The sequence below is a fragment of the Vibrio sp. 2-1-2a genome (assembly GCF_032648565.1).
GTDB classification, from domain to species: Bacteria; Pseudomonadota; Gammaproteobacteria; order Enterobacterales; family Vibrionaceae; genus Vibrio; species Vibrio diabolicus.
Window position 1 is genome coordinate 1 of sequence record NZ_WBOH01000009.1, and the last position, 21,586, is coordinate 21,586.

A 21,586-nucleotide genomic window follows, 5' to 3' on the forward strand; every position below is an offset into this window, starting at 1 on the left:
GCTCTTCTGGAGCGTTATCGATAGATGCGAAGTCTTTAGCTACACCGCCGTAAACTTTAGCAAGAGTAGTACAGATAGCTGCAGTTAGAGTTGTTTTACCGTGGTCAACGTGGCCGATAGTACCAACATTAACGTGCGGTTTCGTACGTTCAAATTTTTCTTTAGACACGATCGTGTTCCTTCCTAGTTATGATTCGTCGTGATCATTATTGATCGACGACGCGCCAGAAATTGTTATTTTATGCGCCAACGCCCGTTAGCGCAATATTTGGACGCCCTGATCTCGCAAAAAGTCGTAAACTTTTTGTAGTTCAATCGTCAATTAGTAACCACGCTCTGCAATAATTTTATCTGCGAAGTTTTTCGGCACTTCAGCGTACTCGTGAAACTCCATAGAGTAAGACGCACGGCCTTGAGTTGCAGAACGTAGATCAGTTGCGTAACCGAACATTTCAGATAGTGGTACTTGAGCACGGATGATCTTAAGACCAGCCACACCTTCGTCCATGCCTTCAATGATACCGCGACGACGGTTTAGGTCACCAACAACGTCACCCATCCAGTCTTCCGGAGTGGTTACTTCGACATTCATCATTGGTTCTAGAATCACAGGTTGTGCTTCTAGTGCACCTTTCTTGAATGCCATCGAGCCAGCGATCTTAAACGCCATCTCGCTTGAGTCTACATCGTGGTAAGAACCATCAAATAGTGTAGCTTTAATATCTAGTACAGGGTAACCCGCTAGAACACCACTATTCATTTGTTCCTCGATACCTTTCGATACCGAACTGATGTATTCCTTAGGAATCACACCACCCACGATTTCGTCTACGAATACGAAACCTTCGCCAGGTTCAGAAGGCTCAAGTTTGACCCACACATGACCGTATTGACCACGACCACCTGATTGACGAACAAACTTACCTTCAACTTCCGCTTTACCACGAATGGTTTCACGGTAAGCAACCTGAGGTTTACCAACGTTACAATCAACGCTGAATTCACGCTTCATACGATCAACGATAATGTCTAGGTGAAGTTCACCCATACCTGAGATCAGAGTCTGACCTGATTCGTCGTCCGTTTCCACGCGGAATGATGGATCTTCCGCAGCCAGTTTACCTAACGCGATAGCCATTTTCTCTTGGTCTGCCTTAGAACGAGGTTCTACAGCAATCTGAATAACTGGTTCAGGGAACTCCATGCGCTCTAGAATCACTTTGTGGTTCTGATCACACAGTGTGTCACCTGTTGTTACGTCTTTCAGACCGATAGCAGCAGCGATATCACCAGCGCGAACTTCTTTCACTTCTTCACGCTTATTCGCATGCATCTGAACGATACGACCGAAACGCTCTTTCTTCTCTTTTACAGAGTTGTAAACAGCGTCGCCGGAGTTTACTACACCAGAGTAAACACGCATGAACGTTAGCGTACCCACGAATGGGTCAGTCGCGATCTTAAATGCTAGCGCAGAGAATGGTTCGTTGTCGTCAGCGTGACGCTCAACTTCATTTTCTCTTTCGTCAACACCTTTAATTGCAGGTACGTCAACTGGCGATGGCAAGAACTCGATCACAGCATCTAGTACCGCTTGAACACCTTTGTTCTTAAACGCACTACCACAAGTGGCCAGTACGATTTCGTTGTTTAGTGTACGAGTACGTAGAGCTTGTTTGAGCTCAGCTTCAGTCAATTCACCTTCTTCAAGGTACTTGTCCATCAGCTCTTCGCTAGCTTCAGCAGCGGATTCAACCATGTGGTTGCGCCACTCTTCAGCAAGTTCGATCATGTCAGCTGGGATGTCTTCGTAAGTAAACGAAGTGCCTTGATCGGCTTCATTCCAGTTGATCATCTTCATCTTGATAAGGTCGATGACACCTCTGAACTCATCTTCTGCACCAACGTTCAGTTGGATTGGAACAGGGTTCGCACCAAGACGATTTTTAATTTGGTCCACAACGCGTAGGAAGTCTGCTCCCGCACGGTCCATCTTGTTTACAAATACCAAACGTGGAACGTGGTATTTGTCTGCTTGACGCCATACAGTTTCAGACTGAGGTTCAACACCAGATGAGCCACAGAACACAACCACAGCACCATCAAGTACACGAAGAGAACGCTCTACTTCGATAGTAAAGTCAACGTGTCCAGGGGTATCAATGATGTTTACGCGATGCTCAGGGAACTGTGCTTCCATACCACGCCAGAATGTAGTAGTCGCAGCGGATGTGATAGTGATACCACGTTCCTGCTCCTGCTCCATCCAGTCCATGGTTGCTGCACCATCGTGAACTTCGCCGATTTTGTGAGAAAGGCCAGTGTAGAACAGAATACGCTCAGTTGTGGTTGTTTTTCCTGCATCTACGTGAGCACAGATACCGATATTACGGTAGCGCTCAATAGGAGTTTTACGAGCCACGATTGTATCCTCTTACTAAGGTGTACCTTAGAGTATAGAAAAGTGCTGCGAGAGAACCTCGCAGCACAGAAGGTATTACCAGCGGTAATGAGCGAACGCTTTGTTTGCGTCAGCCATGCGGTGAACGTCTTCACGTTTCTTAACCGCAGTACCTTTGTTCTCAGACGCGTCTAGCATTTCAGCTGCTAGGCGTTGAGCCATAGATTTTTCACCACGCTTGCGCGCAGCTTCAACCAACCAACGCATAGCAAGTGCGTTACGGCGAACCGGACGTACTTCTACAGGTACTTGGTAAGTTGAACCACCAACACGGCGAGATTTAACCTCTACCGCAGGGCGTACGTTTTCAAGAGCTTCTTCAAAAATAGCTAAGTGGTCTTTACCAGACTTTTCAGCCATAGCATCTAGTGCAGTGTAAACGATTTTCTCTGCAGTAGATTTTTTACCGTCAACCATTAGGATGTTAACGAATTTTGCCAGCAATTCAGATTTGAATTTTGGATCTGGAAGGATCTTACGCTGACCAATGACGCGACGACGTGGCATGGATTTATCTCCGTTGTCTTCTTCAGGTTTTATCCAAAACTTTTCAGTTTTTTCAAAAAATTAAAAATAATTTAGTGTTTGGCCTTACTTAACGGAATCCATTAAGACTTAGGACGCTTCACACCGTACTTAGAACGACCTTGTTTACGGTCGTTAACGCCAGCACAGTCAAGTGCACCGCGAACAGTGTGGTAACGTACACCCGGAAGGTCTTTTACACGACCGCCACGGATTAGTACAACACTGTGCTCTTGAAGGTTGTGACCTTCACCGCCGATGTACGATGTAACTTCGAAGCCGTTTGTCAGACGTACACGACAAACTTTACGAAGTGCTGAGTTAGGTTTTTTAGGTGTAGTAGTGTAAACACGAGTACATACACCACGTTTTTGTGGGCACGCTTCTAGTGCAGGCACGTTGCTTTTAACAACTTGCTTTGCACGAGGCTTACGTACCAACTGGTTAATAGTTGCCATTAACTAGCTCCTGATTTACTTGAAAGTAAGCTTTGTGAAAAATCTATCCCCAACTACCATTGCAGTTAGGGACGCAAAATTCTATGCAGCAGTGAGAGGTGTGTCAAGAAATATACGGATCTTTTTTGTTCAATTAGGACAATTCATCCGTAAAGCTTTAGCGACAGTAAATCACGTTCAATCCCAAGTAAGCGATTTATCCTGTTTAACTGTGAGCTCAACGAAGCCTGAGTAATTCACGATCGTCAGTGATGGACTGATACGATTCGCAATACCGCGAGCGTGAATATCGCTCTCTAGCACAAATACACTGCGGTTTTTTAGGTGGGAAAACGCTTTATGCTGCGAGTTAGCAGCGTACACGGCATCTTCTATAAGTAAGATGTCATCCTGTGCACTACATAAGGGCATGGCGTCTTCTAGAGCGGAGACCGTTTTTATAATATGTAGCATAACTTCCTCAGAACGACAGTAGCTTGCCAGCGTGTTGCAACTTATCTTTGAGCTGCTCTGAGCTTAACGCTTGAGCTTCAATGACTAAATCCGCTTGAGCCAAACCTCGCTGAGCTAATGACTCTGAGCACACAAAGACTTGTTCGATATCGTATAAATCGAAAAGCTTCAGCATCGGCGCATAATCTTTGCTCAAGATCTTACTCGGTTCTTGTCCTAGTAGAAGCTGGTAAACCCCATCTCCCATGAAAATGACGCTGATATCTTCACAGTAAGCCGACGCGGCTAACAGTGCATCCACACCTTCACGACCAGCCGCACTGCCATGCGGTGCGCTACGAAATAGATAAGTTAGCTGACTCAAAACTGTACCACTCTGTCTTGGGTTAACATCGCTTCGGCTAAGCTACCTAAGCCGGCTTGCTCAAAACCTTCCGCTAGATTGCTCTGGACCAAACCATGTTGATTCGCTTCTTCTTCACTTACGATACCGCGACGCAAAGCTGCAGCAACACAAGTTTCTAGACGAACACCATGCTCTTTTGCCAAAGATTGCCATGCCTTATTGAGATCAAATTCGTCGTTGGCAGGCACACTCAAAGCAGTACCATTGGTCACGCCCTCTTGATAAAAGAAAACGCTCACTAACTGATGGCCTTGCTCAATCACCGCCTTGGCGAACTGATAAGCACTGCGCGCTGACTGGCTACCGTAAACAGGACCGTTCACCACCAACGTGTAAGTCAGTTTACTCACTTTTCATCGTCCTCGGTTTTACGTTGACGAATGTATAAGTAGACGGTGTGTTTTGAAATGTTAAGACGATCTGCAACGCGGTTGATGGCATCTTTAATATCGAAGATGCCTTTGTCGTACAATTCCATCACGATTTGGCGATTCTTGGTGTTGTTCGATACGGATTTATCCGCATTGATCTCTTCGATGGTGCGTTCAACAGTTTGGTCCACCAGCTCTTCTACGTCACTAGCAAAGTTAACCGAGGAAGCCGCTTCTTTTGCTTCTTGCGTTGGCATGAAAGATTGAAGGACTTGCGAGAAGGGCGCGTCCAAGTTGACGTTGATACACAACAAACCAATCACGCGATTTTCACCATTACGAATGGCAACAGTGATCGACTTCATCAACACGCCACCTTTTGCACGGGTAAAGTACGAACGTGAGAAGTTGCGCTCCGAGCCTTCGATGTCTTTTAGCATTTTAAGCGCTAAATCAGTGATCGGTGAGCCGACTTGGCGACCCGTGTTTTCACCGTTAGCGATTTTAATTGCAGAGGTATTTAAGTCTTCTAGCGAGTGAAGAACGATTTCACAAAAGGGACCTATCAGGCTGGCGATACCATCAACGACCGCCTCATAAGATCTTAAAATGATTTTGTCGTGCTCGGTAAACGGCATCACGTTAACGGATTCCATTTCGAGCAACATCTCCGCGTTTATTGTTTCTGTAGTTGTCATAAGCCTTCGAGCGAAAAATCAACAAATTGGTGTAAGTTTATCAGAAAATTTGAAAATCAACCTAGCAAACTCACCAACTAGTGACCTAGAACAAAAAAGGCCCGTTAAACGGACCTTTTTCAATAACTTATCGCGGCTTATTGTTATTGCTCTGCGTTGTCGTTCTCAACTTTTAGCAGCTCAACTTCAAATACTAGCGTTGAGTTAGCAGGGATGCTTGGTGTGTCTTGATCACCGTATGCTAGCTCTGGCGGGATAACGAATTTGAATTTAGAACCCACAGGCATTAGCTGAACGCCTTCTGTCCAACCTGGGATTACACGGTTAAGTGGGAATGTTGCAGGTTCACCACGATCGTAAGAGCTATCAAATTGCGTACCATCGATTAGCGTACCTTTGTAGTGTACTTGAACCGTATCAGTGTCTTTTGGCTTCTCACCTTCAGCAGGAGTAATAACTTGGTATAGAAGACCTGTATCTGTCTTCACTACGCCTTCTTGCTTCTCGAACTCAGCACGGAAATCATCGCCAGCTTTTTTTGCTTCAGCTGCTTTCTCAGCCGCTTGTGCTTGCATCTTTTCAGCAACACGCTTATCTAGAGATTCTAGTGCTGCACGTGTTTCTTCTTCATTCAATTCAGCATTGCCTTTGAAGACGTCTTCGATACCTTTTAGCACCAAGTCTTTGTTAAGATTAATGCCGATTTCGCTTGGCTTGTCGATGCTTGTGCTTAGGTAGTTAGCAAATGAAACACCGATTGCGTATGCCGCTTTATCGTCGTCGGTTTTAAAGTGAACCGCTTTACCGGTTTCTGCTTGAACTTGTTCTGCTTGAGGTGCGGCTTCTGTTTTAGTTTCTTCTTTCTGACAACCTACCGCTAGCATAACTGTTGCAGCAAGTAGCGACACTTTTAAAACTGATTTCATTAAATTCTCCCAATAATGGCTTTGCCATTGGTTGTTGTGCACAAATCTTCTATGAGACTAGTGAAGACAATCGTTATACCAATATACTAGCTATATGTCTTAAGACACAAACCGGATTATTAGATGTGATGCAAAGAATTTCTCATTTATTCCTATATTTAATTGTCATCACCACGTTAAATGGTTGCTTTTTCGCCGAGCGTGAAGTGCAGCGTTGGCCGATAGAACCTCAGGGTGCGACGAGCTTCGCACTTAGCAGAGATGGACGATTTGCTTTGCTCTATTCTCAGCAACACCATTTGATGTTGTGGGACCTAGAGCAAAATGAACAACTAGCCAACCTGGGTGAGCTCGATGCCGATGCCAACGTGGTATCCCATATTCGTATCTCAGACAATGGTCGCTATGCAGTCACAGCAAGCCAAATGAACTTCGCAGTTTGGGACTTAGGTTGGACGCAATCCGAAGGCCTTTGGTCTATTTCTGATGCGCTCATTCGCGACGTTGATATCACCAGTAACGGTGAGCAAGTTCTGCTCGGGTTATCCAACGGTAAAGCAATTTACGTCAACTTAGTCACCGGACGTCGCTTGGAGTTCCTTGCGCATCGTGAAAAAGTCAATTCCGTCGCCATTTCTCCTAATGGCCGATTCGCACTGACTGGTGGTAATGACTACAAAGCGTATTTGTGGGACACCGAAACCGGACAAGTGCTGCGGACCTTCGAACATGAACAACGGGTTGTTCGTGTTGCCCTGCAACGAGATGGCAAGTTAGCAATGACATCCGATGGCGGAAACCAAGCGGTAATTTGGGATTTAAAAACTGGACAAGAAGTCACACAGTTGAGCAGTTGGTCGCGCCAATTGATCTTCTCTACTGCGCGATTTTCTGATGACGGAACTCAGTTAGTGACAGGAACGCCTTCTGGCCGCGTTTCAATATGGGATACTCAAACCGGACAACGAATGAGTGGATTTGAAGTGGAGCCCAAAAAAGACACTCGCCCTCCCCGTGCGGTCGTGTATGATGCAGCCTTTGATTCAAAACAACGCGTAATTACTGCTACTTCAGCAGGTATTGCCCAAGCTTGGCAGTTAGAGAACGGATCATGACAGAAAAAATCATTCAACAATTGGAAGCACGCATTAATGACTTAGAATGTCAGCTTGCGTTCCAAGAACAGACTATTGAAGATCTGAACGGTGCCTTATCGCAGCAGCAACTGCAAATTACCAAGATGCTCGATCAGATGAAATATGTGGTAGGTAAAGTAAAAAATATGGACTCGTCGAATTTAGCCGATCCGTCAGAAGAAACCCCACCACCGCATTATTAAAATGCAGGCTCAAATAGCATAAAGCCCAGAACGTGTTCTGGGCCTTGTTGTATTGATTACTTAAGAGGCACTCAAGAGGAAGCTATTCGTCAGCGTAGATTTTGACGCTCAACTCGCCTTGAGTGTTGATGCCAGCTCGGTACATGCCAGAGCTGTTCATCGCAAAGTGCAGCTCACCTTGCGCGTCAATTGCGATTAAACCGCCTTCGCCGCCCATCTCTTTCAGTTCCCCCTGAATAATATGCTCACAAGCAGTATGAATATCTTCTTGTAAGTAACGCATCCGCGCGGCGACGTCTTCTGCGACACGTTTACGGATAAAAAACTCACCGACACCCGTAGTCGAGACCGCGACGACGCCATTTTCGGCCACCGTGCCGCAGCCTATCAAAGCCGAATCTCCGACTCGATTGTATTGCTTATTCGTCACGCCACCCGTACTGGTGGCAGCGGCTAAGTTGCCTTGTTGGTCCAATGCCACCGCACCAACCGTACCGTGCTTACGGTCATCTGGATAACGAGACTCCGACAAAGCAAACTGTCCTTTCTCACGCATCGAAAGCAGTTGCTCATAACGGCGATCAGTAAAGAAGTAATCTTGCTCGGTATACTCATGGCCTTGTTCAAAAGCAAACTTCTCTGCGCCCTCACCCACCAACAACACGTGATTGCTGTTTCGCATCACGTCACGAGCGAGCTCAATTGGATTCTTGATATGAAGAACGCCAGCGACCGCACCTGCGGCTTGGTTTCGACCATCCATCACAGAGGCGTCCATTTCTACCATCTCGTTGTTGGTCAGCACCGAGCCTTTACCCGCATTAAAGTTAGGCGAGTCTTCCAATACTTTTACTGCAGCAACAACCGCATCCAAAGCGTCGCCGCCTTTCTCTAGAATTTGATAGCCAGCTTTTACCGACGCTTCCAAATCAGCCAAGATCGATTGCTGAAGTTCATTGCTCATCTGTTCACGTAAAATGGTGCCTGCGCCACCATGAATCGCAATCGAGAAAGGTTTTGTCATCGCTTTTTCCATGAGTTGTTCTTTTCTTCTATGCACTACACCTTAGATAAACAAAAAGCGCAAGTTGAAACATCAACTTGCGCTTTGCAAAGTTTTACTAGATAAGACTATCTAGTGAAGGAGCTTGTGATTAGTGAGAACCACAGCTACCGCCGCCACAGCAGCCTTCATCGTCGTGATCATGGTCATGACCACAGCCACCAGCTTGATGGATATGACCGTGTTCGATCTCTTCTGCTGTTGCTTCACGTGTAGACATAACTTCTACTTCGAAAGTTAGTGTTTGACCAGCTAGCATATGGTTACCGTCAACAACCACTTCGTTGCCGTCAACTTCTGTTACTTCTACAGGGATTGGACCTTGGTCAGTGTCAGCTAGGAAGCGCATGCCCACTTCGATTTGGTCAACGCCTTGGAATACGTCCGCAGGAACGCGTTGTACTAGCGCATCGTTGTGCTCGCCGTAAGCTTCTTCAGGAGCTACCGTTACTGAGAACTTGTCGCCAGCCACTTTACCTTCAAGCTCTTTTTCAAGACCAGTGATTAGGTTGTTGTGACCGTGAAGGTAATCTAGAGGCGCTTCTGCTGTTGATTGATCAACAACTACACCGTCTTCCAACATTACTTTGTATGCAAGGCTTGCAACAACGTTCTTTTCAATTTTCATACTAACTCCAGGGAGATTAATTGACTTAACCTGAATGGGGTTAAGTACTGAGATATCTGGGTGTATTATGGGGATCAATTATCGAAGTTCAATTATTCCGGCTTAAAAATTCCGATCATTTCCTGATCTGAGTGTTTATTTTTCTCTACAGATTGCGGTTTACGCTGCTCAGTAAACTCACACTCGACACACTCAACTAACTCGATATTATTTTCAATCCACCAGCGCAGGGTATCTTGCTGGCTGCAATTTGGGCAGCTAGCGCCGGCAATAAAACGTTTCTTGATTTTCACGCTATTTCCTTAGCTTGAGTCTTGGCTCAAGTACTACTTCCAATGATTAGGTGACTGATGGTCGCTCTCCATCTCACGACCAAAAATTTCTTCTAGCTCTTTGCGTGCCTCTTTCGCTCTCTGAGCCAATTTCTTATCTTCATTGTGCTGAGGCAATAAGTCCTTAAGCATAGCATTATCTAACTTACGAAAATGTGCTTCTGCCCGCTTTGCTTGATAAGGGTGCATACCAAGTTCTACGAGCGCTTGGCGACCGAGATCCAATGCCCCTAAAAATGTTTCACGAGAGTAATTCTCGACACCGTGGCTCATTAACTGATACGCCTCGACACGGCTTCTTGCTCGGGCTAGCAACTTAAGTTTCGGAAAGTGCACGCGGCAGATATCAACGATGGCCATCACCTCATCAGGTGAATCGGTACAAATGATCAATGCTTCTGCTTTATCTGCGCCAGCAGCCCGCAAAAGATCAATTTGGGTAGCATCGCCATAAAACACTTTGTAACCATACTTGCGCAGTAGGTGGATTTGGCTGGCATCACTTTCTAATACCGTCACTTTGATTTTATTGGCATACATTAAACGTCCGACGATCTGACCGAAACGTCCAAAGCCTGCAATGATCACACGTGGCCGACGATCCACTACTTTCGTGGTCATGCCCTCTTCTTCTTGATTCAGGGTATGAGCAAACCATTTTTTTTGTCCCATCAACAAAAGTGGTGTCGTCACCATGGATAAACTGACCACCACCAACAAAAACGCCACTTGCTCTTTGGATAAAATGCCCTCTTGGCTCGCTGCGGTAAATATGACAAAGGCAAACTCACCACCTTGGCTTAAAATCGCGGCCATACGGCTTCTCGCTTTGGCTCCGACACGGGCAGCTCTCGCCAATGCATACAAAACCAAGCCCTTAACCACCACCAAAGCCACCACCGCGCCTAGAATCTCTAAAGGGTGTAATGCCAATAACCCCAAATTTACCGCCATGCCAACCGCGATGAAGAACAACCCCAACAACAAACCTTTAAACGGCTCGATAGCGATTTCCAATTCATGTCGATATTCACTCTCAGCCAGCAGAACGCCGGCTAAGAAAGTCCCTAGAGCCATAGAAAGCCCGAGCTTTTGCATCACGACAGAAATCCCAAGCACGACCAATAGTGCGGCGACGGTAAAGAGCTCACGAACGCCGCTCATCACAACAAAACGAAATAGTGGACGCAATAAGAAATGGCCACCAATCAACAGGGCCACCACACTGCCTAATACCGTGAAGACATCCAACCAACTACCGCCACTCTGCCCGCCAGCAAGCAAGGGCAACATTGCCAACATTGGGATCACGGCAATATCTTGAAAGAGCAATACTGCAAAACCAGACTGACCCGTTTCGGTGCCATTGAGCCCTTGCTCTTCAATCACTTTTAGAGCAATTGCCGTTGAGGACAGCGCCAACCCCATCCCAATCACCAAACTCACTTGCATGCTTACGCCGAACATACTGACGACACTGCCTAGCACGGCGGTCGTAACCACCACCTGCGCGCCGCCTAAACCTAGAATCGGTCCTCGCATTTGCCACAGTTTTTTAGGATTTAGCTCAAGGCCGATCAAGAACAGTAACAACACGACCCCAAGTTCAGCAAAGTGCAAAATAGCATCAACATCACTGATTAAGCCAAGACCCCAAGGGCCAATCAACACACCGGCAAGTAAATAACCTAAAACCGAGCCAAGTCCGAGACGCTGAGCAATCGGCACCGCGATAACCGCAGCCGAGAGAAAGACCACGCTACTTTGAAGAAACTCACTGGTTATCGCCATACTGACCTCCTTGGTCTGTTGCTTCCCAGTTTTCAAGTGGGTTGTTCAACCACCGACGATACAATTCTGCGTGCTCATACCGCTCAATATCCGAGACATTACGCGACCAATACAACACCAAAGGTTCAATCCAGTGCATTTGACACAAGGCAGCCGTCAGTTCAAACGGTTGTAAGATTTGCTCTAATGGATATTTGTTGTACCCCTTCGCGCTAAAGGCCTCTTCTTTCCCCCCCGTTGTAATCACACTACGCCAGTATTTTCCCTCTAGCGCCGAACCTCCGCCAAAAGCAAAACCTTTGCCCAGCACTCGGTCCAACCACTCTTTTAACAGGGCTGGGCATGAATACATATAAAGCGGGTGATGAAACACGATCACATCATGCGTGAGCAACAACTCATGTTCGTAATTCACATCAATAAAGAAGTCAGGGTAAACACCGTAAAGATCGTGCACAGTGACGTGTTCAAGCGACTGAGCTTTTTTAATCATCACTTGATTAGCAATCGAGTTATGTGGCTCTGGATGAGCATAAATGACCAGAACTCTTGGGAGAATAGACGGTGCAACAGCCAAATGGTCGTCCTTGTGGTTATTTTTATCCGTTATCAAATTGTTATACTTTTTTGTACAGCATAATGCAATTAAAGCGAATCAATCGACTTTTCCGGCCAATACCCCTACTATTCACCGCTAGATATATACCCAAGTGGCTTTAAAAACGATTGAAACCACTTCGCTATGTAACCAAGCAACGCGCACTGCGCAAAGTGAATGAAAACTTTATGATTACCTTCTCTGATATTCAGTTACTGCGTGGCGGTAAACCTCTTTTAGATCAAGCTTCAGCGACTATCCATCCTGGCGATAAAGTCGGCCTTGTGGGTAAAAACGGCTGCGGTAAATCAACGCTATTTGCATTGCTGAAAGATGAACTGTCGATTGATGCAGGCTCATTTAGCCAACCTCAACATTGGGAGTTGGCCTGGGTCGCACAGGAAACGCCTGCGCTAGAGCGCACTGCACTGGAATACGTCATTGATGGTGATCGCGAGTACCGAGCGCTCGAAAAGCAGTTGGCTGAAGCGGAAGCACAAGACAACGGCACCTTGGTTGCCGAGATCCACGGTAAAATTGAAACCATCGGCGGTTATAGCATTCGCGCTCGCGCGGCAGAATTGCTCGACGGTTTAGGTTTCAGCCAAGAGCAAATGAGTTGGAGTTTGACTCAATTCTCAGGTGGTTGGCGTATGCGCCTTAACCTAGCCCAGGCGCTATTGTGCCGTTCTGACTTATTGCTACTCGATGAGCCAACCAACCACTTGGACTTAGACGCGGTGATGTGGCTTGAACGTTGGCTACAAAACTACCCAGGCACACTGATCCTGATCTCGCACGACCGTGACTTCCTTGACCCAATTGTTGGCCGTATTATTCACATCGAAAACCAACAATTGAACGAATACACGGGTAACTATTCGTCGTTCGAAAACCAACGAGCGCAAAAAATGGTGCTGCAGCAAGCGATGTTCGAGAAGCAACAGAAACAGATGTCGCACATGCAAAGCTACATCGACCGTTTCCGTTATAAAGCCTCGAAAGCACGCCAGGCTCAAAGCCGTATTAAAGCTTTGGAGCGCATGGAAAAAGTGTTACCCGCTCAATTCGATAACCCATTTAGCTTCCAATTCCGTGAGCCCGCGGCGCTGCCAAACCCAATCATGATGATGGATGAAGTATCGGCAGGCTACGGTGACAACCTGATCTTAGAGAAGATCCGCTTGAACTTGGTTCCTGGCAGTCGCATTGGTCTACTCGGCCGTAATGGCGCGGGTAAATCGACCTTGATCAAATTGCTCTCTGGTGAGCTTAACGCGCAAGGTGGCGATCTGACTTACTCACAAGGTGTAAAAATAGGTTACTTTGCCCAGCATCAATTAGAAACGCTGCACCCAGAAGAAACGCCTCTGCAACACATGATGCAGATCGCGCCGGATCAAACCGAACAACAGCTACGTGATTACCTAGGCAGCTTTGGCTTCCAAGGCGACAAAGCACTGGAGAAAGTCGCACCGTTTTCGGGTGGTGAAAAAGCCCGTTTAGTGCTGGCCTTAATTGTGTGGCAAAAGCCAAACCTGTTGCTACTTGATGAACCAACCAACCACTTGGATTTGGACATGCGTCAGGCATTGACGATGGCACTGCAAACGTTCGAAGGTGCAATGGTGATTGTTTCGCACGACCGTTACCTATTGCGTGCTACAACCGATGACTTGTACTTGGTGCACGATCGTCAAGTTGCGCCGTTCGATGGTGACTTAAACGACTACTACAAGTGGTTAACCGAGCAACAAAGAGCGGAACGCAAAGAAGCACAAGCTGCACAGCCAGCCAAAGATAGCGCCAACAGCGCGGCAGCGAAAAAAGAGCAGAAACGTCGCGATGCAGAATTTCGTAAGCAGACGGCGCCAATTCGCAAAACGCTGACACAATTAGAAAATAAAATGGATAAGTTAGGTGCAGCACTGGCCGAAGCTGAAGAACAATTGGCAGATAACTCACTGTATGAAGCCGAAAATAAAGCTAAACTTAACCAAGTGCTGGCTCTTCAAGCTTCTAGTAAGGCAGAGCTCGAAGAAATTGAAATGGAATGGATGTCTGCTCAGGAAGAACTGGAGCAGATGGAGCTAGAGTTTAATCAATGAGTAATCAACACGCTGAATACACACTCACCCTAGAACACCTTTGGCAGTTCAGTCTGCAATTTTATGGTGTGCGAGAAGTGAAAGAAGCGTGTTTATCATTACAGAACAATTATCACGGCAACGTGAACCTACTCCTGCTGCTCAGATGGCTCGATGAGCAGCAACTCATTTTCCAAGAAAAAGACTGGCCTCTGGTGCAGAGCTGTCTGGGCCGAAGCGAAACCTTACTGCACTCTTTTCGCGACTTACGTCGCCATCTAAAGTCTCAAGTCAATGACGCTTTATATCGTGAAACCTTGCAGTTTGAGCTGCAACTAGAAAAGCAGCAACAAGCGGATTTGGTGAACTGCATTAACTCGCTCACGCTGGTCAAAAATGATGGCGCCCCACTCACGCTGAGATACTGTCGTCAACTTGGTGGTGAGCATTTGCAAAAGGCCTTTGCTATTCCGGTGCCAAACATTCACCCACCAAAACGCCCATAAATCTGTAGAATACCTATAATCTTTATAAAGGATTATATTAATAAGTTCTTCAACTGACACCGAAGAGCCGCATAAGAGCAGTTAGGTATGACACAATTTTTCGCAGCAGCCGGGATCAAAAACCCGCATCTTCAAACGCTTTTACCGCGTTTTATTCGCAAAAAAGCGTTGTTTACGCCGATTTGGCAAACCCTCGATACATCCGATGGCGATTTTCTCGATCTCGCATGGAGCGAGGACCCAACCCAAGAACCTGCGCAAAAAAAGCCGATTTTTGTTTTATTTCATGGACTAGAAGGCTGCTTCTATAGCCCTTACGCCAATGGCCTAATGAATGCATTTGCTCAATCCGGATGGCTGTCGGTGATGATGCATTTCCGCGGTTGTAGCGGTAAGCCAAACAAGAAAGCTCGCGCCTATCATTCTGGTGAAGTGACTGACGCCCGCCACTTCTTAGAGCACCTTGAGCAACGCTTTCCTGATAACCCCAAAGTTGCGGTCGGTATTTCTCTTGGCGGTAACATGTTGGCGAATTATTTAGCCCAATACAAAGACCACCCCATTTTGAATGCGGCGACCATTATCTCAGCGCCTTTAGACCTAGCAGCGTGTGCGAACCGTATTGAACAAGGCTTTTCGAAAGTGTATCGCCGTTACCTGCTCTCTTCGCTCAAACGCAACGCGTTGCAAAAACATCACTTGTTGCATGGCGAGCTCGCTTTGTCCTACAACTCAATAAAACGTGTCACACGATTGTATGAATTCGATGATTTGATCACGGCACCACTGCACGGTTTTAAAGACGCACAAGATTATTACGATCAATGTTCTGGCTTAAGTAAATTACAACAGATCACGCTACCGACACTGATCATTCACGCCAAAGACGATCCATTCATGACCGACGATGTGATCCCGAAATTTGTTCTGCCAGATAATATTGATTACCGTCTCTTTGAGCACGGTGGGCATGTTGGTTTCCTTACAGGTTCAGCGCTCAAGCCGAAATTTTGGTTGGAAGAAGCGCTGCCAGCGTATTACGAAAGTATTGCCGCAGATTACCTTTCTGCTGTATCCAAGCAGCGAAAGCAGTAAACTAGCCGCTCATCATAAAAGTTCGAGGTATTTATGATCATTCCATGGCAAGACATTGCGCCAGAAACATTGGAAAACTTAATTCGTGAATTCGTCTTACGTGAAGGCACGGATTACGGAACCGTCGAGGTTTCTTTGCAAGACAAAGTGGATCAAGTAAAAACTCAATTAGAAAAAGGCGAAGCGGTTATCGTGTTCTCTGAACTGCACGAAACCGTCGATATTCAGGTAAAAACAAAATTTTAGACCCTTCACATTTTACCGTACCCCACTCAATGACAAGGCATTGTTACGTGCTATAGTGGGTTATCGACCGTGCAGTAGCAGCCTACTGCACATTACAGGTAAGTAATTTTCGACAAGGTTTGTCATGTCAGCTAAACACCCAATTATTGCGGTTACTGGTTCATCCGGTGCCGGCACGACCACTACATCTGAAGCCTTCCGTAAGATGTTCAATATGATGAACGTTAAACCCGCATGGGTTGAAGGCGACAGCTTCCATCGCTTTACTCGCCCTGAAATGGATATAGAAATCCGTAAAGCGCGCGAGCAAGGTCGACACATTAGCTACTTTGGCCCTCAAGCTAATGACTTTCCAGGATTGGAAGAGTTTTTCCGTAAATATGGTCACGATGGCGCAGGCAGCGTACGTCGCTACCTACACACCTTTGACGAGGCCGTACCTTATAATCAAATGCCTGGTACCTTCACACCATGGCAGGACTTACCGGAGAACAGTGACGTTCTCTTCTATGAAGGCTTGCACGGCGGTGTTGTGGATGGCGATGTTAATGTCGCGCAACATGTGGATTTCTTGATTGGTATGGTACCAATCGTAAACTTAGAGTGGATCCAAAAGTTTGTGCGTGATACTCGTGACCGCGGTCATTCACGAGAAGCAGTAATGGATTCTATCGTGCGCTCGATGGACGATTATCTTAACTACATCACGCCACAATTTTCTCGCACTCATATTAACTTTCAGCGCGTCCCAACGGTCGATACCTCCAACCCACTTAACGCGAAAGGTATCCCAAGCCTGGATGAGAGCTTTGTCGTGATTCGCTTGCGTGGGATAAAGAAAGTCGACTTCCCATATCTCCTGGCTATGATTGATGGCTCATTCATGTCACGCCACAACACGATTGTCGTGCCAGGCGGTAAGATGAGCTTTGCAATGGAGCTCATAGTTCGGCCTATCCTACAACAGCTCATCGAAACAGGGAAAATTGGCTAAAAACCTGCCTGCGAAGATGTTTACTTTTCATACCGTGATCATGTGCACAGTTTTGCTTACAAAATCTCAATCATGGCACGATTAAAATCAAGAAATCGTTTTCGAAAAAGGATACTATTTCTTACCGAAACACAAGAGAGCTTGCAGCATATAAAAAGTGCTCTTATTCTAGTAGGCCTAATTCAGGCTTAGCTAAAATATGGATAGCGCAAGCGTACCCTGCAGAGGAAGTGAGATATTATGGTTCTAGGTAAACCTCAAACCGACCCAACATTAGAGTGGTTTCTTTCACACTGTCATATTCATAAGTACCCTTCAAAGAGCACGCTAATTCACGCGGGCGAAAAGGCAGAAACTTTGTACTACATCGTTAAAGGTTCTGTTGCGGTTCTTATCAAAGACGAAGAAGGTAAGGAGATGATCCTTTCTTACCTAAACCAAGGAGACTTTATTGGTGAACTTGGTCTATTCGAGGAAGACCAAGAGCGCACAGCTTGGGTTCGTGCTAAATCTCCTTGTGAAGTTGCTGAAATTTCTTTCAAGAAATTCCGTCAGCTTATCCAAGTAAACCCAGACATCCTAATGCGCCTTTCTGCGCAGATGGCTCGTCGTCTTCAAGTAACTAGCCAAAAAGTGGGTGACCTGGCGTTCCTAGACGTAACTGGTCGTATCGCTCAGACGCTTCTGAACCTTGCAAAACAACCAGACGCAATGACTCACCCAGACGGCATGCAAATCAAGATCACTCGTCAAGAAATCGGTCAAATCGTTGGCTGTTCTCGTGAGACAGTAGGTCGTATCTTGAAAATGTTAGAAGAGCAGAACTTAATCTCTGCGCACGGTAAAACTATCGTGGTTTACGGTACTCGTTAATCTCAAACCAGAGTGACGCGAACAAAATTATAAAAGCCACCAATGTCGCCATTGGTGGCTTTTTATTTGTCTTGTAACCACATTAAGCTCAGAGCAACAAAAGACTAATGAGCAAGTTGGTTAGCCGAAAGGTTAACCCTAAAAGTTAGCCATTCGTACTTTCAAAGATTTTGTCCGCTGAAGCCGCCACAAAACCTGGGTACAGCTCACCGTTTTCCATCGGGTAGCGCTTAGCAAACTCGTAAAAGCCACCAGGGATAATTTCAGTGCCTTCGCTAAAGCGAACCGCCACTTTATCCGCCATGGTCGATGATTGTTCTAGCAGCACCTCAGGAGTGCCCTTCACTTCCCCGCCGTTTTCATTAATGGTAAATCCGGCCGTACGTAAGTGATCGTTTACTTGCTTCACTTCTTCGTATTCATTGAGCTGGTTAACGCTCACCGTGAAGTGGTTTGCGCCGTAACCATGCGCAGCCAACCAAGATGCATACTCACTTTCTTTAGCCAACGTTTGGTAGTCAGCAAAGCTTAAATCCCACAAGCGTCCACCATGTAAGAATGCGCTATCGTTCAGCTTGCCTGCATCGACTTGTGCCACCAGCTTTTTCACAATCTCTTGCAGCTCAGGTGAACACTCCTCAACTTTTAGCTCACTAATAAAGACTTTAGGTTGCTTCGGATCAGGGTGCTCATAGTGTTTAGCAACCAGCTTTTTACTTTCGAAAACGTAGTCACCACATGCCTGATAGCCAATGGCTACAAATGGTTTAGCTAAGGTTTCGATACCAAGAGGCGCAATATTGAAGGTACGTAAAGCTATATGATCATTAATCAGAGGCTCATCTTCTTGAAGCAGCTGATGTACTTTCGCAGCAGAAGGGCAAAGACGTTGAATGTAATCTTGCCATAGCGATTCAAATAACACATCGGGCGTCATAATGACTCCTTGTTACGAGATGTAGAGTTAAAAGGTACGCGGAAGTTGACTGCTCGTTCACAACGAAAAGTTGTCCAGAATAATGAACGAGCAGCCATCAACCTGTGACGGTAAATGCCAGTCAGTCAACACGCTTTTCCGAGTCTTTGCTCACTTTCCGTGTTCTGCCAACGATCACTACAACCCATACCTAAATGATTCGCCGGCAAGGTGAGCCGCAATACATGGTTGCGACTCTGTTATTAAAACTTATAGCGCCACACCTGGGCTTAATGTTGCAGGCAAGATAGTCTCTTGACCTTCCATTGATGCCATCGGGTACGCACAGTAGTCTGCTGCGTAATAAGCGCTTGGACGTAGGTTACCTGACGCACCAGGACCACCAAATGGCGCATCACCACTTGCACCAGTGAGCTGGCGGTTACGGTTCACGATCCCTGCACGAATATGGTCAACGAAGTATTCCCATTCTTGGTCATCAGTTGAAACTAAACCAGCAGAGAGACCAAAGCGCGTGTCGTTCGCCAGTTCTACGGCTTTTTCTAGCCCTTCGTAACGCACCACTTGCAGAAGTGGACCGAAGTACTCTTCATCTGGTAGCTCAGCAATGTTCGTTACATCAATAATGCCCGGAGAAACAAACGCCGCCTCTCCTGCTTTAGCTTCAATCAAGCTTTCACCACCAAGTGATTGAAGGTTCGCTTGTGCATCGAGAATGAACTTGGCTGCGGCAACGGAGATTTGCGGCCCCATAAATGGCGCAGGCTCTGCAAATGGTTGGTCTACGCGAATATTCTTCGTCGCTTCAACCAGTTTCGTGATGAGCGCATCACCTTTCTCACCCAATGGCACGTACAAACGACGAGCACACGTACAACGTTGACCAGCACTGATAAACGCTGACTGGATGATGGTGTACACCGTGGCATCCAAATCACCGTATTTATCAGAGATCACCATCGGGTTATTACCACCCATTTCTAGTGCTAACATCTTGCCTGGTTGACCCGCAAATTGACGGTGCAATACATGCCCCGTGTTCGCGCTGCCCGTGAACAGTACACCATCAATGCCTTTCGCATCAGCAAGCGCAATACCGGTTTCTTTCGCACCTTGGACAAGGTTGATCACGCCTTTCGGCAGACCTGCTTCTTCCCAAAGTTTCATAGCTAGCTCGCCAGTCCAAGGCGTTTGCTCGGATGGCTTGAACACAACGGTGTTACCCGCTAGTAACGCAGGCACAATGTGACCATTTGGTAGGTGACCAGGGAAGTTATATGGCCCAAATACCGCCATCACGCCCAGTGGGCGATGACGCAACACAATTTGATTGCCCGCCGCTTCACGGCTCGCCTCACCGGTGCGGTCATGGTAAGCACGAATAGAGATTGCAATTTTACCTGCCATTGCCGCTGCTTCAGTGCGCGTTTCCCAAATTGGCTTACCAGTTTCTTTGGCAATGACTTCGGCGATTTTTTCGCTATTCTCTTTTACTTTCTCAGCAAAAGCCAACACGATCGCCTCACGCTCTGCAAATGGACGTTTTTTCCAGTCAATAAACGCTTCACGCGCTGCAGATACCGCTTGATTCACCTGCTCTGCCGTTGCACCGTTGCCTTGCCAGATCACTTCTTGGTTGTAAGGTGACAGAGACGTAAATGCTTCACCCTGACCTTGTACCCATTCACCTGCAATCCAATGTGTCATTGTTTCTATCCTTAAATTCTGTCGTCTGTTACTGCGGAAGAAGGCGAACAAAATCCCCTTCCTCAACCAAAAGTGCATCCGCAACGTCTGGTGCGATCATGACGCTTTGTGTTTCAGCGTCATACGCCGCTTTGGTGACTGCTGCGCGGAAGTTTTCGAACGATGAGTTGCACATCAAGAAGTCTTGCGTACTGCTATGTTGTGCAATTTTCACTTGCGCACGGAACGAGTGACGTACCGATTCAATATTGCGTAAGTCACATTCAACGGTTGGACCCGCATCGAAAATATCCACGTAGCCACGGTTAGTGAAGCCTTCACGCTCAAGCAGCTTTAATGCTGGGCGAGTATTGTCATGCACTTGGCCAATGACCGCTTGCGCTTCTGGACTCAACAGGTTGATGTAGATAGGCAGCTTCGGCATTAAGTCAGCAATAAAGCCTTTCTTGCCGATACCTGTCAGGTAATCTGCAAGCGTGAAATCGATGGAGAAGAAATGCTCTTGTAACCATTGCCAGAACGGCGAGTTGCCTGCGTCGTCTGAAACACCACGCATCTCCGCAAAGATCGTTTCAGAGAAACGCTCTGGGTGCTCAGCCATCATGAGGAAACGACACTTCGACATTAGACGACCATTCAGACCTTGGCGGAATTTCTCACGCAAGAACAAGGTACAAATTTCGCTGTTACCCGTGTAGTTATTACCAAAAGTAAGCAGTTTGACGACATTATTGACGCCAAGCTTTGGTGACGAGTGCACCACTTTACTAATGTGATACGAGTAAAATGGGACATCCCAGCCGATAGATGCTTCGATTCCGGTGGTACCCGCAACCTCACCCGTTTCAGAGTCAAAGCCGACCATCAGGTAGCCTTCATCACCTGGTTCTGCCACATCTGGCTTACCAAAGCTGTACTCTGAGTGTTTGATTCGATTGGTTAACAGTTCTTCGTTAACCGGTAGAGATGTAAATCCGTGACCAGACTCCACCGCACAAGTGTGCAGCGCGTCATAATCCGACATCGCGATAGGGCGAACTACTAGCATCAATACTCCCTCCAGATGCAAGAAGATCCTAACTATATTGTAGG

25 protein-coding genes are annotated in these 21,586 nt (G+C 46.6%); 8 read left to right on the forward strand and 17 right to left on the reverse strand.

Features of this window, described 5'->3' with window-relative positions; all coding sequences use genetic code 11:
• The 9 genes from F7Y48_RS19510 to fkpA form a co-directional block, all read right to left on the reverse strand.
• Positions 1-169, reverse strand: a 169-nt coding sequence (locus tag F7Y48_RS19510) for a GTP-binding protein (protein ID WP_316685320.1), incomplete at its 3' end; no start/stop codon positions are given.
• 153 nt (positions 170-322) lie between these two features.
• Positions 323-2,422: an elongation factor G gene (gene fusA, locus F7Y48_RS19515; RefSeq protein WP_005397643.1), complete on the reverse strand. Its 2,100-nt coding sequence runs from the start codon at positions 2,420-2,422 to the stop codon at positions 323-325.
• Positions 2,423-2,497: 75 nt separating this feature from the next.
• The gene (rpsG, locus tag F7Y48_RS19520) at positions 2,498-2,968 is read right to left on the reverse strand and encodes a 30S ribosomal protein S7 (RefSeq protein ID WP_005382796.1); all 471 of its coding nucleotides are present in this window, start codon (positions 2,966-2,968) and stop codon (positions 2,498-2,500) included.
• A 101-nt stretch (positions 2,969-3,069) separates the two neighbouring features.
• Positions 3,070-3,444, reverse strand: coding sequence for a 30S ribosomal protein S12 (gene rpsL, locus F7Y48_RS19525; protein WP_004399892.1), 375 nt, complete (start codon positions 3,442-3,444; stop codon positions 3,070-3,072).
• A 177-nt stretch (positions 3,445-3,621) separates the two neighbouring features.
• Entirely contained in the window at positions 3,622-3,897 is a 276-nt protein-coding gene (gene tusB / locus F7Y48_RS19530) for a sulfurtransferase complex subunit TusB (protein ID WP_041852883.1), read from the reverse strand.
• Between the two features lie 7 nt (positions 3,898-3,904).
• Complete coding sequence (tusC, locus tag F7Y48_RS19535) at positions 3,905-4,261, reverse strand: sulfurtransferase complex subunit TusC (RefSeq protein ID WP_005397648.1); 357 nt, start codon at positions 4,259-4,261, stop codon at positions 3,905-3,907.
• On the reverse strand, positions 4,258-4,653 hold the full coding sequence (gene tusD / locus F7Y48_RS19540) for a sulfurtransferase complex subunit TusD (RefSeq protein ID WP_046874531.1): 396 nt from the start codon (positions 4,651-4,653) through the stop codon (positions 4,258-4,260). The genes tusC and tusD overlap by 4 nt, the downstream gene beginning before the upstream one ends.
• Complete coding sequence (locus tag F7Y48_RS19545) at positions 4,650-5,372, reverse strand: transcriptional regulator (protein ID WP_031780643.1); 723 nt, start codon at positions 5,370-5,372, stop codon at positions 4,650-4,652. Before F7Y48_RS19545 ends, tusD begins: the two co-directional genes overlap by 4 nt.
• Before the next feature lie 143 nt (positions 5,373-5,515).
• Positions 5,516-6,298 (reverse strand): FKBP-type peptidyl-prolyl cis-trans isomerase, encoded by a 783-nt coding sequence (gene fkpA / locus F7Y48_RS19550; RefSeq protein ID WP_005397659.1) that lies wholly within the window; start codon positions 6,296-6,298, stop codon positions 5,516-5,518.
• A gap of 128 nt (positions 6,299-6,426) precedes the next feature.
• Here fkpA and F7Y48_RS19555 point away from each other — a divergent pair, with 128 nt between their 5' ends.
• Both F7Y48_RS19555 and F7Y48_RS19560 read left to right on the forward strand, forming a co-directional pair.
• A complete protein-coding gene (locus tag F7Y48_RS19555) occupies positions 6,427-7,413 on the forward strand; it encodes a WD40 repeat domain-containing protein (RefSeq protein WP_085344619.1) in 987 nt (328 codons plus the stop codon).
• Complete coding sequence (locus tag F7Y48_RS19560) at positions 7,410-7,637, forward strand: SlyX family protein (RefSeq protein ID WP_005381455.1); 228 nt, start codon at positions 7,410-7,412, stop codon at positions 7,635-7,637. Before F7Y48_RS19555 ends, F7Y48_RS19560 begins: the two co-directional genes overlap by 4 nt.
• Before the next feature lie 82 nt (positions 7,638-7,719).
• Here F7Y48_RS19560 and F7Y48_RS19565 read toward each other — a convergent pair whose 3' ends face one another.
• The 5 genes from F7Y48_RS19565 to kefG form a co-directional block, all read right to left on the reverse strand.
• Positions 7,720-8,661 carry an isoaspartyl peptidase/L-asparaginase family protein gene (locus F7Y48_RS19565; RefSeq protein ID WP_258508339.1) on the reverse strand — a complete coding sequence of 314 codons (942 nt, stop codon included), beginning with the start codon at positions 8,659-8,661 and terminating at the stop codon, positions 7,720-7,722.
• A 130-nt stretch (positions 8,662-8,791) separates the two neighbouring features.
• Positions 8,792-9,328, reverse strand: a complete 537-nt coding sequence (gene slyD, locus F7Y48_RS19570) for a peptidylprolyl isomerase (protein ID WP_047010415.1) — start codon at positions 9,326-9,328, stop codon at positions 8,792-8,794.
• Between the two features lie 92 nt (positions 9,329-9,420).
• Positions 9,421-9,621 (reverse strand): YheV family putative zinc ribbon protein, encoded by a 201-nt coding sequence (locus tag F7Y48_RS19575; RefSeq protein ID WP_005381449.1) that lies wholly within the window; start codon positions 9,619-9,621, stop codon positions 9,421-9,423.
• Between the two features lie 33 nt (positions 9,622-9,654).
• The gene (gene kefB / locus F7Y48_RS19580) at positions 9,655-11,451 is read right to left on the reverse strand and encodes a glutathione-regulated potassium-efflux system protein KefB (protein ID WP_152815673.1); all 1,797 of its coding nucleotides are present in this window, start codon (positions 11,449-11,451) and stop codon (positions 9,655-9,657) included.
• Positions 11,435-12,028 (reverse strand): glutathione-regulated potassium-efflux system ancillary protein KefG, encoded by a 594-nt coding sequence (gene kefG, locus F7Y48_RS19585; protein ID WP_005397668.1) that lies wholly within the window; start codon positions 12,026-12,028, stop codon positions 11,435-11,437. The genes kefB and kefG overlap by 17 nt, the downstream gene beginning before the upstream one ends.
• Positions 12,029-12,237: 209 nt before the next feature.
• Here kefG and F7Y48_RS19590 point away from each other — a divergent pair, with 209 nt between their 5' ends.
• The 6 genes from F7Y48_RS19590 to crp all read left to right on the forward strand — a co-directional run bounded on the left by F7Y48_RS19590 (position 12,238) and on the right by crp (position 17,850).
• Positions 12,238-14,157, forward strand: a complete 1,920-nt coding sequence (locus F7Y48_RS19590; RefSeq protein WP_031780646.1) for an ABC transporter ATP-binding protein — start codon at positions 12,238-12,240, stop codon at positions 14,155-14,157.
• Positions 14,154-14,642 (forward strand): TIGR02444 family protein, encoded by a 489-nt coding sequence (locus F7Y48_RS19595; RefSeq protein WP_258508335.1) that lies wholly within the window; start codon positions 14,154-14,156, stop codon positions 14,640-14,642. The genes F7Y48_RS19590 and F7Y48_RS19595 overlap by 4 nt, the downstream gene beginning before the upstream one ends.
• An 87-nt stretch (positions 14,643-14,729) precedes the next feature.
• Complete coding sequence (locus F7Y48_RS19600) at positions 14,730-15,737, forward strand: hydrolase (RefSeq protein WP_046874535.1); 1,008 nt, start codon at positions 14,730-14,732, stop codon at positions 15,735-15,737.
• A 33-nt stretch (positions 15,738-15,770) separates the two neighbouring features.
• Positions 15,771-15,983, forward strand: a complete 213-nt coding sequence (locus F7Y48_RS19605; protein ID WP_005397677.1) for a YheU family protein — start codon at positions 15,771-15,773, stop codon at positions 15,981-15,983.
• 124 nt (positions 15,984-16,107) lie between these two features.
• The gene (locus F7Y48_RS19610; protein WP_005397679.1) at positions 16,108-16,977 is read left to right on the forward strand and encodes a phosphoribulokinase; all 870 of its coding nucleotides are present in this window, start codon (positions 16,108-16,110) and stop codon (positions 16,975-16,977) included.
• A gap of 240 nt (positions 16,978-17,217) precedes the next feature.
• A complete protein-coding gene (gene crp, locus F7Y48_RS19615) occupies positions 17,218-17,850 on the forward strand; it encodes a cAMP-activated global transcriptional regulator CRP (protein WP_005381432.1) in 633 nt (210 codons plus the stop codon).
• 145 nt (positions 17,851-17,995) lie between these two features.
• Here crp and F7Y48_RS19620 read toward each other — a convergent pair whose 3' ends face one another.
• The 3 genes from F7Y48_RS19620 to astA form a co-directional block, all read right to left on the reverse strand.
• Complete coding sequence (locus F7Y48_RS19620) at positions 17,996-18,787, reverse strand: DUF1338 domain-containing protein (protein WP_005397681.1); 792 nt, start codon at positions 18,785-18,787, stop codon at positions 17,996-17,998.
• Between the two features lie 249 nt (positions 18,788-19,036).
• The gene (gene astD / locus F7Y48_RS19625) at positions 19,037-20,494 is read right to left on the reverse strand and encodes a succinylglutamate-semialdehyde dehydrogenase (RefSeq protein WP_005397684.1); all 1,458 of its coding nucleotides are present in this window, start codon (positions 20,492-20,494) and stop codon (positions 19,037-19,039) included.
• Between the two features lie 28 nt (positions 20,495-20,522).
• Positions 20,523-21,542 carry an arginine N-succinyltransferase gene (astA, locus tag F7Y48_RS19630; RefSeq protein ID WP_005397686.1) on the reverse strand — a complete coding sequence of 340 codons (1,020 nt, stop codon included), beginning with the start codon at positions 21,540-21,542 and terminating at the stop codon, positions 20,523-20,525.
• Positions 21,543-21,586 lie beyond the last annotated feature (44 nt).

Coding starts and splice junctions, on each gene's coding strand:
- rpsG (WP_005382796.1), bottom strand. CDS start 2,968: ATGCCACGTCGTCGCGTCATTGGTCAGCGTAAGATCCTTCCAGATCCA.
- rpsL (WP_004399892.1), bottom strand. CDS start 3,444: ATGGCAACTATTAACCAGTTGGTACGTAAGCCTCGTGCAAAGCAAGTT.
- tusB (WP_041852883.1), bottom strand. CDS start 3,897: ATGCTACATATTATAAAAACGGTCTCCGCTCTAGAAGACGCCATGCCC.
- F7Y48_RS19545 (WP_031780643.1), bottom strand. CDS start 5,372: ATGACAACTACAGAAACAATAAACGCGGAGATGTTGCTCGAAATGGAA.
- fkpA (WP_005397659.1), bottom strand. CDS start 6,298: ATGAAATCAGTTTTAAAAGTGTCGCTACTTGCTGCAACAGTTATGCTA.
- F7Y48_RS19555 (WP_085344619.1), top strand. CDS start 6,427: ATGCAAAGAATTTCTCATTTATTCCTATATTTAATTGTCATCACCACG.
- F7Y48_RS19560 (WP_005381455.1), top strand. CDS start 7,410: ATGACAGAAAAAATCATTCAACAATTGGAAGCACGCATTAATGACTTA.
- F7Y48_RS19565 (WP_258508339.1), bottom strand. CDS start 8,661: ATGACAAAACCTTTCTCGATTGCGATTCATGGTGGCGCAGGCACCATT.
- slyD (WP_047010415.1), bottom strand. CDS start 9,328: ATGAAAATTGAAAAGAACGTTGTTGCAAGCCTTGCATACAAAGTAATG.
- kefB (WP_152815673.1), bottom strand. CDS start 11,451: ATGGCGATAACCAGTGAGTTTCTTCAAAGTAGCGTGGTCTTTCTCTCG.
- F7Y48_RS19590 (WP_031780646.1), top strand. CDS start 12,238: ATGATTACCTTCTCTGATATTCAGTTACTGCGTGGCGGTAAACCTCTT.
- F7Y48_RS19595 (WP_258508335.1), top strand. CDS start 14,154: ATGAGTAATCAACACGCTGAATACACACTCACCCTAGAACACCTTTGG.
- F7Y48_RS19600 (WP_046874535.1), top strand. CDS start 14,730: ATGACACAATTTTTCGCAGCAGCCGGGATCAAAAACCCGCATCTTCAA.
- F7Y48_RS19605 (WP_005397677.1), top strand. CDS start 15,771: ATGATCATTCCATGGCAAGACATTGCGCCAGAAACATTGGAAAACTTA.
- F7Y48_RS19610 (WP_005397679.1), top strand. CDS start 16,108: ATGTCAGCTAAACACCCAATTATTGCGGTTACTGGTTCATCCGGTGCC.
- crp (WP_005381432.1), top strand. CDS start 17,218: ATGGTTCTAGGTAAACCTCAAACCGACCCAACATTAGAGTGGTTTCTT.
- F7Y48_RS19620 (WP_005397681.1), bottom strand. CDS start 18,787: ATGACGCCCGATGTGTTATTTGAATCGCTATGGCAAGATTACATTCAA.
- astD (WP_005397684.1), bottom strand. CDS start 20,494: ATGACACATTGGATTGCAGGTGAATGGGTACAAGGTCAGGGTGAAGCA.
- astA (WP_005397686.1), bottom strand. CDS start 21,542: ATGCTAGTAGTTCGCCCTATCGCGATGTCGGATTATGACGCGCTGCAC.